Raw genomic sequence first — 15,559 nt, 5'->3', positions numbered from 1 at the left:
GCGCAGTGTTGGCGGAAACGGAGGGATTCGAACCCTCGATGAGGCTCTACACCCCATACTCCCTTAGCAGGGGAGCACCTTCGGCCACTCGGTCACGTTTCCAATTCAAAGATTATCGCACGACTTCAGGGCGGTTTCAGGCAACAGGCTGATCGAGGTCAAAAGCCTTGTGCAACGCGCGCACGGCCAGTTCCATGTATTTCTCGTCAATCACGACCGAGGTCTTGATTTCGCTGGTCGAGATCATCTGGATGTTGATGCCCTCTTCGGCCAGCACGCGGAACATCTTGCTGGCAATGCCGACATGGCTGCGCATGCCGATGCCGACGATGCTGACCTTGCAGATGCGGGCGTCGCCGGTGACTTCCTGCGCGCCGAGCGCGGGAACGACCTTGGACTTGAGCAGATCAAGGGCCTTGGCAAAGTCATTGCGGTGCACGGTAAAGCTGAAGTCGGTCTTGCCGTCCTTGCTGATGTTCTGGATGATCACATCGACTTCGATGTTGGCATCGGCCACTGCGCCCAGTATCTGGTAGGCAATGCCTGGGGTGTCGGGCACGCCGAGCACGGAAATCTTGGCTTCGTCACGGTTGAACGCGATGCCCGATACGATGGCTTTTTCCATTTTTTCGTCTTCCTCAAAACTGATCAAAGTGCCTGATCTGGCTTCTTCGTTGATGTCGATATTCCAGTCGGTAAAGCTGGACAGCACGCGCAGCGGAACCTTGTACTTGCCGGCAAACTCGACCGAGCGAATCTGCAGCACCTTGGAGCCCATCGAGGCCATCTCCAGCATTTCCTCGAAGCTCACGGTCTGCAGGCGGCGCGCCTCGGGCACGACGCGCGGGTCGGTGGTGTACACGCCATCGACATCGGTGTAGATCAGGCATTCATGCGCCTTGAGCGCGGCGGCAATCGCCACGGCCGAGGTGTCGGAGCCGCCACGGCCCAGCGTGGTGACGTTGCCGCCCTCGTCCATGCCCTGAAAGCCGGTGATGATCACGACCTTGCCGGCGTCCAGGTCGGCGCGCACTTTTTCGTCGTCAATCGACTCGATGCGGGCCTTGGTGTAGGCGCTGTTGGTCTTGATGGTGACCTGCCAGCCGGCGTAGCTGACGGCGGGCATGCCTTCAGCCTGCAGCGCAATCGCCAGCAACGCGCTGGAGGCCTGCTCGCCGGTGGCGGCCAGCGCATCGAGTTCGCGGCTGTAGGTGTCGTCGGACTGGGCGGGCGCCAGCTCTTTGGCCAGGCCCAGCAGGCGGTTGGTCTCGCCACTCATGGCGCTGGGAACCACCACCATCTGGTGGCCGGCGCGCGCCCACTTGGCGACGCGTTTGGCGACATTGCGGATGCGCTCGGTCGAGCCCATCGAAGTACCGCCGTATTTATGAACGATCAAAGCCATTGCAGGATGTCAATCAGGAGTTGGTGGTGAACTTGTTTTTTTGCCGGCACTTGCCCAAGGGAAAATGCCAGAAAACCGCTTGCGCAGAGCCTGGCTCCCGGCTATGCAGCAAAGCCTTAAATTATAACCAGCACAACTTCCGGCTCAGCGGGCACGGGCTGCGGCGTCGCTGTAGCACAAGCTGGCGCCTAGCCGCGTCACATGGCCCGACGCCACCTTGAGGTGAATCCGGTGGCCGCGCGTGGTGCAGGCGGCCACCTGATGCAGCAATTGCTCCAGTTGCGCCGCGCTCGGCGTAGCCTGCTGCTGCAGCAGCCAGTGGCGCAGCACATTGGCCCGGCGCGGCAGCGACAAGGCTTGCAAGGCCTTGATGGCGGGCGGGTTCCCGACCACGGCCAGATCCTGCGCGGCGACTTCCACCAGCACCGCCTGGGCCTGCGCGGCGTGGCGGGCGCTGCGCGCAAAGGTGGCGCGAAACTGCGGAAACGCCTGCGCCAGCGCGGGCAGCAAACGCGCCCGGATGCGGTTGCGGGTGTAGCGCTCGTCGGTGTTGGTCGGGTCGTCCACAAACTCAATGGGCTGGCGCACCAGCCATTCGCGCAGAACCGCCGAAGGAATTTGCAGCAGCGGCCGGTAAAACACCATGCCGCCGCGCCAGAAACTGGCCGGCATGGCTGACAGGCCGGGCAAACCGGCGCCCCGGCTCAGCGCCAGCAGCATGGTTTCGACCTGGTCATCGGCATGCTGGCCGAGCAGTACGCCCTGCATGCCCCGCGCCGTCGCCGCCGTGGCCAGCGCGGCATAGCGCGCGCGCCGGGCCGCGTCTTCGGGGCTTTCGCCGGATGCGTGGCGCGCATCGACCTGAACGATATGCAAGGGCAAGCCGACCATGGTGCATACCGATTCGCAGACGCGAACGAAGTCATCGGCAGCGGCCTGGAGCCCGTGGTGGATGTGGAAAGCCTGAACCTGCCCCGGCCAGCGCTCGGCGGTGGCCAGCAGCAAGGCGGTCGAATCAGCGCCGCCGCTGTAGGCCACGCCCAGGGGCAAGGATGATGAAGAGGAAAAAGCCGGAAAAAGGGAATCAATGCCCGCCAGCGCCGGATTCAATGAAGCAACCGAAGCCACCAAGCCCGGCGGCTCGGGGCGAAGCGGGTTATTTGCCGGCGTCAGCTTTGGTGTCGGTGAAGCGGCCATAGCTTTGCAGCCGGTCATAGCGACGGTTGAGCAGTTCCTTGACCGGCAGGTCGCTGACCTGGCGGAACGCGTCATTGAGCGCGCGCTTCAGGAAGGCCGACATCTGCTTGGGATCGCGGTGGGCGCCGCCGACCGGCTCGTTGACGATCTTGTCGATGACGCCCAGCGCCTTGAGCCGGTGCGCGGTGATGCCCAGCGCTTCGGCGGCTTCCTGCGCCTTGTCTGACGTTTTCCAGAGAATCGAGGCGCAGCCTTCGGGGCTGATGACGGCATAAATCGAATACTGCAGCATCACCAGCTGGTCGCCGACCGAAATCGCCAGCGCGCCGCCGGAGCCGCCTTCGCCGATGATGGTGGTGATGATGGGCACTTCGAGCTGCGCCATTTCAAAGATGTTGCGGCCGATGGCTTCGGACTGGCCGCGCTCTTCGGCATCAATGCCCGGGTAGGCACCGGGCGTATCGACAAAGGTGAACACCGGCAGCTTGAATTTCTCGGCCGTTTTCATGAGGCGCAGCGCCTTGCGGTAGCCCTCGGGCTTGGTCATGCCGAAATTGCGCAGGCCGCGTTCCTTGGTGTCGCGCCCTTTCTGGTGGCCCAGCACCATGCAGGCATTGCCGTTGAAGCGGGCCAGGCCGCCGACGATGCTCAGGTCGTCGGCAAAATGCCGGTCGCCGTGCAGCTCGACAAAATCGGTGAAGATGTCGCGGATGTAGTCCAGCGTGTAGGGCCGCTCGGTGTGCCGGGCGATCTTGGTGATTTGCCAGGGCGTCAGGGTGCTGTAGATGTCCTTGGTGAGCTGCTGGCTTTTCTTGGCCAGCTGCTCTATTTCCTCTGAAATATCGACCGCTGATTCGGTTTGCACGTAACGCAATTCTTCAATTTTTCCTTCCAGCTCCGCAATCGGCTGCTCGAAATCGAGAAATGTCTTTTTGGCCATGTGTGATCCTCGGGCTTTTTAAATCTTGTAAACGCCGGTGCGGTGCAGCCGCACGCTGTCCATCAGGCGCCGGGTGCCGTTTTCGGGTCCAGCGAACGCCAAATATACCAAGTTGCCACGCTGCAGTACGGCGCCCAGGCAGCGGCGACTTCCCGTGCATCGCTGCGGCTGACAGATTCGCCGGAAAAATAATTGCGGCTGATGCCGCTGATCAGCCCGACATCATCGAGCGGCAGCACATTCGGCCGGGTCAAATAAAACATCAAAAACATCTCGGCCGTCCAGCGGCCGATGCCCCGGATGGCAACCAGCTCGGCAATGATGGCTTCATCGTCCATCTCCTGCCAGTCCTGCACATGGATGCTGCCGGCGTCAAAGTTGATCGCCAGATCGACCAGGTATTCGACCTTGCGCAGGCTCAGGCCGGTGGCACGCATGTCGTCCACCTTGAGCCGCAGCACATGGGCGGGCGTCATTTCTGCCGTCAGGGCGGCAAAACGGTGCCAGACGGTTTGCGCCGCTTTCACCGAAATCTGCTGGCCGATGATGCTGCGCGCCAACGTGCTGAAGGCGTCGCCGCGCGACTGCAGGCAGGTGTCGCCAAACTTCGGGATCAGGCGCTTCATGACCCGGTCTTTTTTGACCAGGTGCTTGCAGGCGTCGGCCCAGTACGCGGGCACCCTGGCCGCCGCCTCTGCCGCCTGGGCCAAGTCAGCCTTTTCGGACAGCTCGATTTGCTCGATCAGGTCGAGCTGCTGGGCGAATGCAGCCGGAGCCGGAACGCTCTTTACTATCTTTTTCATAGCTACTTACGCCCACTGGATTTGCGCAAAAGACCTAAAAGGCTTGAAAACTTCACGATTGCACCTCCCAGGTCGTTCCCAGCGGCGAGTCCTTCAGCACGATGCCTTGGTCCAGCAGTTCGGTGCGGATGCGGTCCGCCGCCGCAAAGTCCTTGGCCTTTTTGGCGTTGGCGCGCTGCGTGATCAATGCCTGGATGGCCGCGTCGTCCAGCCCCGCCCCCGCCTGCAGATAAGCCGAAGGTTCGCCCTGCAGCAGGCCCAGGCAGGCGCCCAGGCTTTTCAGCAGTCCGGCGCGTTCGGCGGAATGGGTCTTGTTGACCTCGCCGGCCAGCTCGAACAGCACGGCAATGGCTTCGGGCGTGCCGAAGTCCTCGTCCATCGCGGCCTTGAAGCGGGCGGCAAACGGATCAGCCCAGTCAATCGCCACGGCAGCCGGCGTCACCAGATCGAGCGCCGTGTACAGGCGCTTGAGCGAATTGCGTGCATCGTCCAGGTGCGCGTCGCTGTAGTTCAGCGCGCTGCGGTAGTGCGCGCGGATGATGAAAAACCGGATGGTTTCGGCGTCGTACTTTTGCAGCACGTCGCGGATGGTGAAGAAGTTGCCCAGCGACTTGGACATTTTCTCGTTGTCCACGCGCACAAAGCCGTTGTGCACCCAGAACCGCGCCAGCGGCTTGCCATTGGCGCCTTCGCTCTGGGCGATTTCGTTTTCATGGTGCGGAAACTGCAGGTCGGCGCCGCCGCCGTGGATGTCGAAGGTCTCGCCCAGCGTCTGGCAGCTCATGGCCGAGCATTCGATGTGCCAGCCGGGCCGGCCCCGGCCGTAGTCGTGGCCCAGCGCCGCGCTGTCCCACTTGGCGTCCTCGGGCTCGCTTTCCTTGGCCGACTTCCACAGCACGAAGTCCAGCGGATCGTCCTTGCCTTCGAGCACGGCCACGCGCTCGCCGGCGCGCAACTCGTCGAGCGACTTGCCCGACAGCTTGCCGTAACCCGGGAACTTGCGCACGGCGTAGTTCATGTCGCCGCCCGAGCCCCGGTAGGCCAGCCCTTTTTTCTCCAGCGTGCTGATCATGGCCAGCATCTGCGGCACGTATTCGGTCGCACGCGGCTCCAGCGTCGGCAGCTCGATGCCGAGGGCGCCGATGTCCTGGTGCATGGCGGCTATCATCTCGTCGGTCAGGGCGCGGATGGTGATGCCGCGCTCAACCGCGCGCTTGATGATCTTGTCGTCGATGTCGGTGATGTTGCGCACATACCTGACCTGGTAACCGCTGGCCTTGAGCCAGCGCTGCACCACATCGAAGGCCATCATCATGCGCGCATGGCCGATGTGGCACAGGTCATAAATCGTCATGCCGCACACATACATGCGGACCTGGCCGGGAACAAGGGGAGAAAAATCCTCTACGGCACGCGACAGCGTGTTGTAAATACGAAGGCTCATGGAAATTGTCTGGGTGCGTGGTCTGACGTCGGATTGCCAGAAAGGAAAAGAAAAGAAAAAAGCCTGTCTGCCTGGGCGCCACCGGCGGCGATGACGCTGAAACAGAAGTGAAATCCGTGGGATGGAACCGGGAATCAACAACAGGGCAAGGAGGGTGACTATACCCCCTCAGCTAGAATTACGCAGCATATCCAGCCGGTCCAGGCGCGTGTGACGACGCTGCAACCCCCGACCAGGGCCGGGTTGCCTGGCAGCCACTTTGCGCCCCAGCGCGGCCTCATGCCTCCCTACAACCAGCGAAAGACTTATGCCCACGCGAGCCTTCTTTTCACGCAAGCCCCCAGCCTTCGCGCTCGGCAGCTGGCTGCTGCTGGCACTGCTAGTCGCGCCGGCCGCGCAGGCTGACGAGTACACCGATGTCAACCGCCTGATCAGCGGCAAACAGTTCCCCCAAGCCCTGGCCAGCGCCGACAAATACCTGGCCGCCAAGCCGCGCGACCCGCAGATGCGCTTTCTCAAGGGCGTGATCCAGACCGAAACCGCCAAAACCGGCGAAGCCATCGCCACCTTCAGCCAGATCACCACCGACTACCCCGAGCTGCCCGAGCCCTACAACAACCTGGCCGTGCTGTATGCCAGCCAGAGCCAGTTCGACAAGGCCCGGGAAACCCTTGAAATGGCCGTTCGCCTGAACCCCCGCTACGCCACCGCCCACGAAAACCTGGGCGACATCTATGCCCGCCTGGCCAGCCAGTCCTACAGCCGGGCGCAGCAGCTCAATGCCGGCAACGCCGCCCTGGCGCCCAAGCTGGCGCTGATCAGCCAGCTGCTGGCGCCCGCCGCCAAGCCGGCCACGCCGGCCAAGGCGCCCTGAAACTTTTCCTTCTGACTTTTTGAAAGACCGACTCCGTGAACATTTCAACAAGCACCCTCACCCGCCGCGCCGCCAGCGCCCTGCTGGTCGCCCTGACCTTCAGCGCCGGCATCGCCCTGGCCGCCGAACCCGTCGCCCCCAAGGTGAAATTCGCCACCAGCGAAGGCGAGTTCGTGGTCGAGGTCTATCCCGACAAAGCGCCCAAGACGGTCGAGAACTTTCTCCAGTACGTCAAGGACAAGCATTACGACGGCACGGTTTTTCACCGCGTGATCAACAACTTCATGGTCCAGGGCGGCGGCTATGACGGCGCCTATGCCGAGAAGAAAACCCGCGCCCCCGTGGTGCACGAAGGCCGCGAGGCGCTGGCCAAGGGCGGCCCGAAAAACGTCCCCGGCACGCTGGCCATGGCCCGCACCAACGAGCCCGATTCCGCCACATCGCAGTTCTTCATCAACGTGAAAGACAATGACTTCCTGAACCCGTCAACTCTGGCCCCCGGCTACACCGTTTTCGGCAAGGTCGTCGGCGGCATGGACGTGGTCAACAAGATCAAGTCCGTACCCACCGGCAGCGGCGGCCCCTTTCCTTCGGACGTTCCCAAAACGCCCGTCATCATCAAATCCGCAACCCTCGTCAACTAACCCCAAAGGACATTTCCATGAGCAACCCGAAAGTAGAACTGCACATCGTCAAGCACGGCGTCATCACGCTCGAACTCGACGCCGACAAGGCGCCCAAGTCGGTCGCCAACTTCCTGAGCTACGTCAACAAGGGCCACTACAACAACACCGTGTTTCACCGCGTGATTCCCGGTTTCATGGTGCAGGGCGGCGGTTTTGAAGTCGGCATGAAGCAAAAGCCCACCGACGGCGAGATCGAGAACGAAGCCACCAACGGCCTGAAAAACGACATGTACACCGTCGCCATGGCTAGAACCAATGCGCCGCATTCGGCCAGTTCGCAGTTTTTCATCAACGTCGGCAACAACGGTTTCCTGAACCACACCGGCCAGAACGCTTCGGGCTGGGGTTACGCCGTGTTCGGCAAGGTCGTCTCGGGCACCGACGTGGTGGACAAGATCAAGGCCGTCAAGACCGGCCGCAAGGGCTTTCATGACGACGTGCCGCTCGAAGACGTGGTGATCGAAAAAGCCGTCGTGCTGGCCTGAAGCCGCGTTCGGACTGAGCCCGCCTGAGTCCTGAATGGAAACCGCCCTGACCGTGCCCCGGATGGCCGAGCTTGCCGCTCCCCCGTCCTGGCGCACGGTCGATTTCATTTCAGACCTGCATCTGCAGGCCGGCGATGCGGCCACCTTCAGCGCCTGGCAGGCCTACCTGCAAAGCACGCCGGCCGATGCCGTGTTCATCCTGGGCGACCTGTTTGAAGTCTGGGTCGGCGACGATGCCGTCGGCACCGACTTTCGCGCCCACCCGCAAACCAGTTTTGAAAACCGCTGCGCCAGCGTGCTTGCCCAGGCGGCCAGCCGGCTGGCGCTGTTTTTCATGCACGGCAACCGCGACTTCCTGGTCGGGGCGGCCTTCATGGACGCTTGCCACGCCACCTTGCTCGACGACCCGACCGTGCTGGTGTTCGCCGGCCAGCGCTGGCTGCTCTCGCATGGCGATGCGCTGTGCCTGGACGACATCGACTACCTGCGGTTTCGCCAGTTGGTGCGCGGCCAGGACTGGCAGCAGGCCTTCCTGGCCCGGCCGCTGGCCGAACGCCAGGCGATGGCCCGCGACATGCGCCGGCAAAGCCAAGCCCACCAGCAGGGCATGGACCATGGCGACGTGGACGCCGCCGCCGCCCGCCAGTGGCTGCAGGCCGCCAACGCCCGCACGCTGATCCACGGCCACACCCACAAGCCGGCCGAACACGACCTGGGCAAGGGCTTGTCGCGCCTGGTGCTGAGCGATTGGGATGCGCAGGCCAGCGTGCCGCGCGCCGATGTGCTGCGCCTGAGCGCCAGCGGCCTGCAGCGCATCGCCCTGCTCGCCCCTTGAGGCCTGCGGCATGCTGAACTGGCTTCAATCCCTGCTGGGCTTGCCCGGCGCCCCGCCCAAGGCCATTCCCGAAGCACTGTGGCAGCACACGCTCAAGCGCTACCCTTTCCTGGCCCGGCTTTCGGCCGCCGACCGGCAGGCGCTGCGCGCTCTGGTCGGCCGGTTTTTGCAGCGCAAGGAATTCACCGGCGCGCACGGCTTGCTAGTCACCGACGAGATGGCCGTGGCCATCGCCGCGCAGGCTTGTGTGCCGGTGCTGCGCCTGGGGCTTGGCTGGTATGACGACTTCACCGGCATCGTCGTGCATCCCGGCGCGATGCTGGCGCGGCGCAAGACCACCGACAGCGCCGGCGTGGTCCACGACTACAAGGAAGCGCTGCTGGGCGAAGCCATGCACGGCGGCCCGGTCACCCTGAGCTGGCAGGACGTGGCCGCCTCGGGCGAGTTGGCCGAGCGCGGCCACAACGTGGTGATTCACGAGTTCATCCACAAGATCGACATGCGGGACGGCGCGGCCGACGGCTGCCCGCCCCTGCCCTCGCGCGCCGCCCACGCCGCCTGGCACGACACGATGCAGGCCGCCTACGACGGCTTTTGCGAGCAGGTCGCCATGGCCGAGCGCTTTGGCGCCGAGCCGCCCTGGCTGGATGCCTATGGCGCCAGCGCGCCGGCTGAATTCTTTGCCGTGGCCTGCGAGGCTTACTTCGTGAACCGCGAGCGCTTCACCGCCGATTTTCCGGCCCTGACCGCGCTGTTTGACCAGTTTTTCAAGCAAAAATAGGCTTTTTCGCACAGTGGGCGGGCGCAAGCAGCTACTTAATTAATAGCGCCTTGCGAAGTGGCGCGCTGCAGGTTCAGCGCCAGCAGCCGCTTGAGGATTTCCTCGTCCGGCATGTCGGTGCGGTAGTCGGTCCAGCCGTAGGCGGCGGCCACGGCGGCGTCGAGCGCTTTGTGGGCCACATCCAGCCAGGCCGGGCGCTGGTTGTAGAGCTTGGTCAGCGTGCGTTCGGCCAGCTCTTTTTCATGGCCGTTCTTGGGCACGATGCGGTCGGGGTACGGGCTTTTTGCCATGCCCAGCGGAATCACCTCGGGCAGGCGCTGCGTCCATTCGGGCGGATTGAGCCAGTTCTCGCGCAGGTCGTTCAGGCGCTTGGCAGCGCTAGCGATGTGCGCGGCGTGGTCGCCAATCGCTACTGTTTTAATAGCTGCTTGCGCCCGCCCCTTATGCGCAGGAGCCTGTTTTGATGCATTTTTTTGCGCTGAAAGCCCGGCTGGAACCAGCGCCCCGCCCTCGATGGCTTCGGTGCGCTGGTGCGCGGTGTCGGCGGGCGTCAAGCCTGCCGGGAAAGGGAAGGTTTCGAAGCAGGTGGTCGGGGTGTAGCGCGGATCGTTGCCCACGCCCAGCCAAGTGCACATGCGTAGCGACCAGAGTTCATGAAAGCGGCTATGCAGGATGCCGAAGGTGGCATCGTCGGCGCGGGCGATTACAACCACCTGCGAATCTGGCAAGGTTGAGCATGGTTGCCAAGTGAAGAGCCTGTGCTTGGCCACGCGCGCAGTTCCAATGTAGCGACTCAATTCGCGTAGTGCTCCACGCATACCTGGCCTACTCTCGGCGTGCCGCCACCAGTACCGCGCATGGTTCTCGCGCTTAAGGCCCTCGCGAGCAGGTTTGACATTCGCTACAACGTGACCAAACGGTTGCTCATACAAAGCCGCATCATCGGCTGACATATTGCATCCGAAATCAATGATCCAAACATCATTCGGGCGTCGCGTAATGTCCAGACCGTTAATCCAAGGAGCGAGCACTTCTGAATTCGGGCGCCCGTGAGGGTTGGGTTGCCGGAGCCAGTCCCGGGCAATACGACCAGAAACGTCAAAAGGACCACCCTTTTGGGTTCCGATAAAGCTGGTTCCGGAACTGTTCAATACAGTCGCCAGCGACAAATCAAGCGATGCACCCTCTCCAGAGCCAGCGCTCAAGTCGGAATAGATCGTTGCAACCTTTTGGCCATCAAGCATTGCATCCAATGTCGGATGCCCAAACGCCACCAGCGAAACCCGCACCGCCGCTCCGTCGTTCACCCAGCCCTCATCGCTCCACGCCTCGTAAATGCGGGTCGTTTTAGCAATCGCGTCGAGCACCGCGCGGTTTTTTCCGCCGCGTATCGAATTGGTCGCCACCAGCCCCGCCGCATTCAGGCCATGAATTTCAATGGCTTGCCTGGCCTTTTCAAACCAGTAGCAAACCAAATCCGCGCCGCCCGGAACGCGGCCTTTGTAGATGGCGCGCAGGGTTTCCCAGTTCGGCGCGCATCTTCTTGTCGCCCAGAAACGGTGGATTCCCCATCACCACGCTGGCTTTCGGCCACTCTGCCTCGACAGGGGCAGCGCCGCCAGCGCCAAACGTCAGCAGCGCGTCGCGGCACTCGATATGGTCCAGCGGCTCCAGCACCGGGTTGGTCTTGAACTCGTAGCCGTGCAGCAGCCGCCATTGCAGCTAGCCAATCCAGACCGTGACGCGCGCCAGTTCGGCGGCGTATTCGTTCAGCTCGATGCCAAGCATGTTGTGCGGGCCGGTCACCAGGTCGGCTTCGCGCTCCAGCCCCAGCGTGGCCGCTTCGATGTGGCTCTGGTGCTCGATGTCCTTGAGCGCCTTCAGGCCCATGAACAGGAAATTCCCGCTGCCGCAGGCCGGGTCGAGCACACGGAAGTCTTTGAGCTGGTCGAGCCAGCCGATGAACTTGACCTGCGCGGCCTTGTAGTTTTTATCGCCTTTCTTGGTGCTTTTTGCCAGTAGCGCTTGCAGCACGGGCACCAGCTGCTGCCAAATTTGTAGCAGCGGGCGCTTGAGTACGGGCTCGACGATGCGCTCAATTGTCGCCGGGTCGGTGTAATGCGCGCCGAGCTGGCTGCGCTTGCCCGGGTCCAGCCCGCGCTCGAACAGCGTGCCGAAGATCGACACGTCAATCGCGCTCCAGTTCAGGCCGGCGGCATTGCGCAGCTCGGTCATGTCGAGCACGGTCAGCGGCGGCACCTTGATGGTCTTGAACAGCCCGCCGTTGAACCACGGAATATCGTCGTTGCCGTACAGCCCGCCGTCACGCATCACGCTGAACAGGTTGCGCAGCCCGCCGGTCAGCTTTTCGCTGGTGAGCCGGCGGTTGTTCACCAGCCCTTCAAACATGCGGCCGGGCAGCAGGCCCACGTCTTCGGCAAAAAAGCAGAACAGGCATTGCGTGAGGAAATGCGCCACTTCGTCGGCATGCGTCTGCCAGCCCTGCGGGTCGGCGTCCTTGGCCGGGCCGCGCTTGCGCAGGCCTTCGGCCAGCGTGGCAAAGCTGCGCGCGGCCGCTTCGGTGATGTCGCGGCTGGTTTTTTTCGGGCGAAAGCTCTCGGGCGCCGTCCAGATGCGGCGCAGCAGCGCCAGCTTGGCGGGCTGGTCGAGTTCGGCCAGCAGCACCGTGTGCGTCTCGCTCGGGTGGCCGGTGAACTGGGTGTGGATGCGAATCGTCAGGCGGTCGCAGACCACCAGGATGGGCGGATTGCTCAGCGCCAGGCTGTAGCTGAGCAGTTGCTTGAGCGCGGCGTCGAGGTTCTTGCCGGGCGCCTTGTTTTCCCAAGCGAAAGCACCGCGCCGGAACACGTCGGCGTAACCCGTGCGCCCCCCGATGACGCTGTTCTTTTCTTCAAACAGGTAGCCCACTTCGCTGCCGGGCTTGGGCACGGCCAGCAGTTCGCACAAATCCAGGAAATGGCTTTGCGCGCCCTGCTCTTCATTCAGGCCATGGGCGGGGCCGCCTGGACCCCATTTTTGAATAAAGTCCTGGGGCGTCATGGCGTGGGGTAATGAGGGAAATCGGTCCGGGCGCAGGCCCGGTCGTGAACGTCGATGCGGGATTGTCGGGTGACGAATGACAGGTCAGGCGGCCTGAAACCCGTCACCCGACCGGGCCGTTCAGCGTTTGAGCAGCGCCTTCAGCACGTTTTGCAGGCGCCGGGCGTTGGCGCCGTCAAATTCGGCAGCCAGCACTTTGGCGGCGTCTTCGCCCCAGGTCTCGGCGGGCGTTGGCGCATTGCGCTTGGTCAGCAATTGCAATTGCAGCATGCGGCGCGCGCTGATGTGCTCGGCGGGCGTCGGCAGCTCGGCGGCCATCTCCAGGCGCAAGAGCGCTTCGGAGGCGTCCTTTTCAGCCGGTGCGCCCAGCGCCTTGACCCAGCTGCTGCGCACTGCGGGCGCGACCAGCTTGCCCAGTTCCTGTGCGGCAGGCAGCTGCTCGGGGTCGCGCTGTTCCCAGGCAGTCAGCAGGTTGGTCAGCACTTCGCCGTGGGCCTGCATGGCGAGCTTTTTCAGCGCGTGGTTGGCGGCTTCAAAAGCTTCGCGCTGGGCGCGGAAAGCGGCATCGCCCAGGCGCGGACCGCGCTCTTCAAACGCCGGACGCTCGCTGAAACGCTCAGGACGGCCTTCGCGCTCGGGGCGGTAAGGCTCGAACTTGTTGTCGGTGCTCTGGCGCGGGCCGCTGGGCTTGCCGCCCGGACGCGCGTCCTTGCGGTCGCCGAACTTGCCGCCACGGCCAGCGGCGACAGGCTCGGCCCGGCGTGCGCCGGGACGGTCATCGCCGCGCATGGCGACGATGGGCTTGGCGGCGGGCTTGGGCGGCGTGGCGGGCTCTGCCGGCTCGCTGGCGGGCTGCGCGGATTCGGCGAATTCGGCTTCCAGCGCTTCAGGCGTTGGGTTGCCGTCGGCATCGAGCGCTACGCTTTCCGTAGCAGCCTGCGCTGATGCATCCTGCGCGGAAGCCTGATTTCCTTCAGAAATAGAAGCTGCTGGCACGGCGTCAGCGGCGGTCTTGGCGTCGGCGGCGGCCTGCACCTGTCCGCGCACGGCGGCTTCGAGCGCTTTGGCAGCGGCATGGATTTTTTGCGCATCGCCGCTGGCGGTAGCTAGCTCGACGGCCTTGGCGGCTTCCAGCACGTAACGGTCATGCTCGCCCAGCGCGGCGGCGGCTTTTTCGCGCTCGACGGTCTTGCGCTGGAAGGCGTCGTCAATCGGCTTGCGGAAGGCGTCCCAGAGCTTTTGCTCCTGCTTGCGCTCAATCGGCACGCTTTGCGCTTCATGCTGCCAGCGCTGCTGCAGCGACTTGACGGCATCAATGCGCAACTGCGGCTCGGCGCCCAATACTTGCGCTTCCTCGATCATGGCGCGGCGGCGGGCTAGGCTGGCGCTTCTAGCGGCGGTCAGACCGGCATCGGCCAGGTCCATGGCGGCTTTCCAGACCGGCTGGATTTCGGCAAAGGCTTTTTCGCCCAGATGGCCGGCTTCGCGCCATTTATCGACAAAGCCGTTCAGGCTGCGGATATGGTGCTTCCAGTCGGTGTTGTCCTTGTGGGCTTCGGCCCAGGCCAGCACTTCGTCGATCAGCGCCTGGCGCTGGGCCTTGTGGGCTTCGGCCTGTTCCTTGACCTTTTCGAGCCAGGCTTCGACGACCTTATGCGCTTCGTTGCAGGCGTCGTCAAAACGCTTCCACAGCGCGTGGTTGGGCGTGCCGCCCTGGTCGCTGGTTTTCCACTGTTCGCGCATGTTGCGCAGGGCGTCTTGCTGCTTGCGCCCGCCCAGCGGCTTGGCGAGAAGCCCTTCGGCCTTGACGACCAGTTCTTCGCGAATCTGGTCGGCACGCCAGCGCTGCCAGCCTTCGAGTTCGCCGGCGGCGGTCAGCGCGGCGTGCGCGGCAGCTTCGAGCTTGCTGTCGATGTTGCGGATGTTTTCCTTCAACGCGTGGCGCAGGTCGGCGGCGACCTTGGGCGTCGATTTACCGTGGCCTTCGGTGACTTCATGCTCCAGCCGGGCCAGCGCTTCCTGCACGATGGCGGAGGATTTGGCGCGCAGGTCATTCAGCGCGGCCGGGTCCATCTTGGCCTTGGGCGCACGCGCGGGCTGGCTGCCATCGGCAGTCGCCTGGGCTTCGGCTTTTGACGTGGGCAGGCCGCGCGCGGCGCGCAACTCGTCGGCCCAGACCGGCACGGCGGGCAGCGGCGCGGCAGCATCTTCGGCGGCTTTCACCGTCAGGGCGAGCGCGCCCTGGAATGCATCCCAGACGGCCAGCAACTGGCCGCGCGAAGCGTCAAGCAGCGGCGGGAACTTGCCATCGACGCTGGCCCAGTTGGCATCCTGCGCGAGTTCGTCGGCCTGGGCCTGCCAGTGCGCCACGTCGGCGCGCAGCGTGTCGAGCACGGCCTCGGCATCGCGCCAGGGCTTGATCGACAGCACTTCGATGCGCTGGGCGATCAGCACGGCGGCCTCGCGCTGCACCTGGGTGCGGTGCTGCAGGTCTTCAATCGTCTTGACGCGCTCGGCCAGCTGCACTTTCAGGCCGGCCAGCGGCTCCTTGGACAGCGGCGCGCCGGCCTTGGCGGCATCGCGCTGCCAGGCCAGGGCATCGGCCAGGTTGAGCTTGGGCAGGGCCAGCAGCGACTTGGCTTTTTCGGCCCATTCGGCGGCGATGATTTCCTGGCCCTTGCTGCGCTTGACTTCGTCAAGCTTTTCCTTCAATGGCTTGGCCGCGCCCTTGTCGCGGTTGGCCAGGTCTTTATAGACTTCGGCCATCTGCTCGGGCGTGGGTTCGGTGGTCAGCCACTGGCGGATGCGGGAAGCCCGCTCGCCCGAGGTGGCCGCTGAAAAAGCGCCGCCCGTCAGGCCGTCCAGCGGATGGGCTTCAGCACTTTTGGCGACGCTGGTTTTCACGGCAGCGGCTGGCGTGGGTTCGGCTTTGGAGGATTTGGACAAGAAAGAGCGCAGCATAGTTAAAAATCGTTTCGGAAAAAAAAGCAGCCAGAGACAGCACCTGCACCCAGCATTCGAAGCCCCGGACCGGCGTGCCTGCCGGCAC

Annotated in this window: 14 protein-coding genes and 1 tRNA gene; 5 read left to right on the top strand and 10 right to left on the bottom strand. The window is 63.9% G+C overall.

The window, feature by feature from the left end; genetic code table 11:
• Positions 1 to 9: 9 nt before the first annotated feature.
• The 6 genes from ABLV49_RS06455 to cysS all read right to left on the bottom strand — a co-directional run bounded on the left by ABLV49_RS06455 (position 10) and on the right by cysS (position 5,789).
• Positions 10 to 102 (bottom strand) — tRNA-Ser (locus tag ABLV49_RS06455).
• A 34-nt stretch (positions 103 to 136) separates the two neighbouring features.
• Positions 137 to 1,405, bottom strand: coding sequence for an aspartate kinase (locus ABLV49_RS06450; RefSeq protein ID WP_349280812.1), 1,269 nt, complete (start codon positions 1,403 to 1,405; stop codon positions 137 to 139).
• Positions 1,406 to 1,549: 144 nt separating this feature from the next.
• Positions 1,550 to 2,536, bottom strand: a complete 987-nt coding sequence (tilS, locus tag ABLV49_RS06445; RefSeq protein WP_349281628.1) for a tRNA lysidine(34) synthetase TilS — start codon at positions 2,534 to 2,536, stop codon at positions 1,550 to 1,552.
• Between the two features lie 25 nt (positions 2,537 to 2,561).
• The gene (locus ABLV49_RS06440) at positions 2,562 to 3,542 is read right to left on the bottom strand and encodes an acetyl-CoA carboxylase carboxyltransferase subunit alpha (protein ID WP_349280811.1); all 981 of its coding nucleotides are present in this window, start codon (positions 3,540 to 3,542) and stop codon (positions 2,562 to 2,564) included.
• Positions 3,543 to 3,604: 62 nt separating this feature from the next.
• A complete protein-coding gene (locus ABLV49_RS06435; RefSeq protein WP_349280810.1) occupies positions 3,605 to 4,345 on the bottom strand; it encodes a DNA-3-methyladenine glycosylase family protein in 741 nt (246 codons plus the stop codon).
• Between the two features lie 52 nt (positions 4,346 to 4,397).
• Complete coding sequence (gene cysS / locus ABLV49_RS06430) at positions 4,398 to 5,789, bottom strand: cysteine--tRNA ligase (protein WP_349280809.1); 1,392 nt, start codon at positions 5,787 to 5,789, stop codon at positions 4,398 to 4,400.
• A 307-nt stretch (positions 5,790 to 6,096) separates the two neighbouring features.
• On the opposite strand from cysS, the gene ABLV49_RS06425 reads away from it, so the two are divergent.
• Genes ABLV49_RS06425 through ABLV49_RS06405 form a run of 5 tightly spaced genes read left to right on the top strand, consistent with a single transcriptional unit; the run spans position 6,097 to position 9,450 of the window.
• Positions 6,097 to 6,663, top strand: coding sequence for a tetratricopeptide repeat protein (locus ABLV49_RS06425; RefSeq protein WP_349280808.1), 567 nt, complete (start codon positions 6,097 to 6,099; stop codon positions 6,661 to 6,663).
• Positions 6,664 to 6,698: 35 nt separating this feature from the next.
• Positions 6,699 to 7,307 carry a peptidylprolyl isomerase gene (locus ABLV49_RS06420; protein ID WP_349280807.1) on the top strand — a complete coding sequence of 203 codons (609 nt, stop codon included), beginning with the start codon at positions 6,699 to 6,701 and terminating at the stop codon, positions 7,305 to 7,307.
• 17 nt (positions 7,308 to 7,324) lie between these two features.
• Positions 7,325 to 7,834 (top strand): peptidylprolyl isomerase, encoded by a 510-nt coding sequence (locus ABLV49_RS06415; protein WP_349280806.1) that lies wholly within the window; start codon positions 7,325 to 7,327, stop codon positions 7,832 to 7,834.
• A gap of 34 nt (positions 7,835 to 7,868) precedes the next feature.
• On the top strand, positions 7,869 to 8,669 hold the full coding sequence (locus ABLV49_RS06410) for a UDP-2,3-diacylglucosamine diphosphatase (RefSeq protein ID WP_349280805.1): 801 nt from the start codon (positions 7,869 to 7,871) through the stop codon (positions 8,667 to 8,669).
• Between the two features lie 10 nt (positions 8,670 to 8,679).
• Positions 8,680 to 9,450, top strand: coding sequence for a zinc-dependent peptidase (locus ABLV49_RS06405; protein WP_349280804.1), 771 nt, complete (start codon positions 8,680 to 8,682; stop codon positions 9,448 to 9,450).
• 35 nt (positions 9,451 to 9,485) lie between these two features.
• Here ABLV49_RS06405 and ABLV49_RS06400 read toward each other — a convergent pair whose 3' ends face one another.
• The 4 genes from ABLV49_RS06400 to ABLV49_RS06385 all read right to left on the bottom strand — a co-directional run bounded on the left by ABLV49_RS06400 (position 9,486) and on the right by ABLV49_RS06385 (position 15,471).
• The gene (locus ABLV49_RS06400; protein WP_349280803.1) at positions 9,486 to 10,163 is read right to left on the bottom strand and encodes a hypothetical protein; all 678 of its coding nucleotides are present in this window, start codon (positions 10,161 to 10,163) and stop codon (positions 9,486 to 9,488) included.
• Positions 10,164 to 10,905: 742 nt separating this feature from the next.
• Entirely contained in the window at positions 10,906 to 11,127 is a 222-nt protein-coding gene (locus ABLV49_RS06395) for a hypothetical protein (protein ID WP_349280802.1), read from the bottom strand.
• A gap of 45 nt (positions 11,128 to 11,172) precedes the next feature.
• Positions 11,173 to 12,510 (bottom strand): type IIL restriction-modification enzyme MmeI, encoded by a 1,338-nt coding sequence (locus ABLV49_RS06390; RefSeq protein WP_349280801.1) that lies wholly within the window; start codon positions 12,508 to 12,510, stop codon positions 11,173 to 11,175.
• Between the two features lie 120 nt (positions 12,511 to 12,630).
• Entirely contained in the window at positions 12,631 to 15,471 is a 2,841-nt protein-coding gene (locus ABLV49_RS06385) for a DUF349 domain-containing protein (protein ID WP_349280800.1), read from the bottom strand.
• Between the last annotated feature and the right edge of the window lie 88 nt (positions 15,472 to 15,559).

The organism is Polaromonas hydrogenivorans (genome assembly GCF_040105105.1).
GTDB classification, from domain to species: domain Bacteria; phylum Pseudomonadota; class Gammaproteobacteria; order Burkholderiales; family Burkholderiaceae_C; genus Polaromonas; species Polaromonas hydrogenivorans.
This window is presented reverse-complemented; position numbering and strand designations above follow the sequence as displayed.

Coding starts and splice junctions, on each gene's coding strand:
- ABLV49_RS06450 (WP_349280812.1), bottom strand. CDS start 1,405: ATGGCTTTGATCGTTCATAAATACGGCGGTACTTCGATGGGCTCGACC.
- ABLV49_RS06440 (WP_349280811.1), bottom strand. CDS start 3,542: ATGGCCAAAAAGACATTTCTCGATTTCGAGCAGCCGATTGCGGAGCTG.
- ABLV49_RS06435 (WP_349280810.1), bottom strand. CDS start 4,345: ATGAAAAAGATAGTAAAGAGCGTTCCGGCTCCGGCTGCATTCGCCCAG.
- cysS (WP_349280809.1), bottom strand. CDS start 5,789: ATGAGCCTTCGTATTTACAACACGCTGTCGCGTGCCGTAGAGGATTTT.
- ABLV49_RS06425 (WP_349280808.1), top strand. CDS start 6,097: ATGCCCACGCGAGCCTTCTTTTCACGCAAGCCCCCAGCCTTCGCGCTC.
- ABLV49_RS06415 (WP_349280806.1), top strand. CDS start 7,325: ATGAGCAACCCGAAAGTAGAACTGCACATCGTCAAGCACGGCGTCATC.
- ABLV49_RS06410 (WP_349280805.1), top strand. CDS start 7,869: ATGGAAACCGCCCTGACCGTGCCCCGGATGGCCGAGCTTGCCGCTCCC.
- ABLV49_RS06405 (WP_349280804.1), top strand. CDS start 8,680: ATGCTGAACTGGCTTCAATCCCTGCTGGGCTTGCCCGGCGCCCCGCCC.
- ABLV49_RS06390 (WP_349280801.1), bottom strand. CDS start 12,510: ATGACGCCCCAGGACTTTATTCAAAAATGGGGTCCAGGCGGCCCCGCC.
- ABLV49_RS06385 (WP_349280800.1), bottom strand. CDS start 15,471: ATGCTGCGCTCTTTCTTGTCCAAATCCTCCAAAGCCGAACCCACGCCA.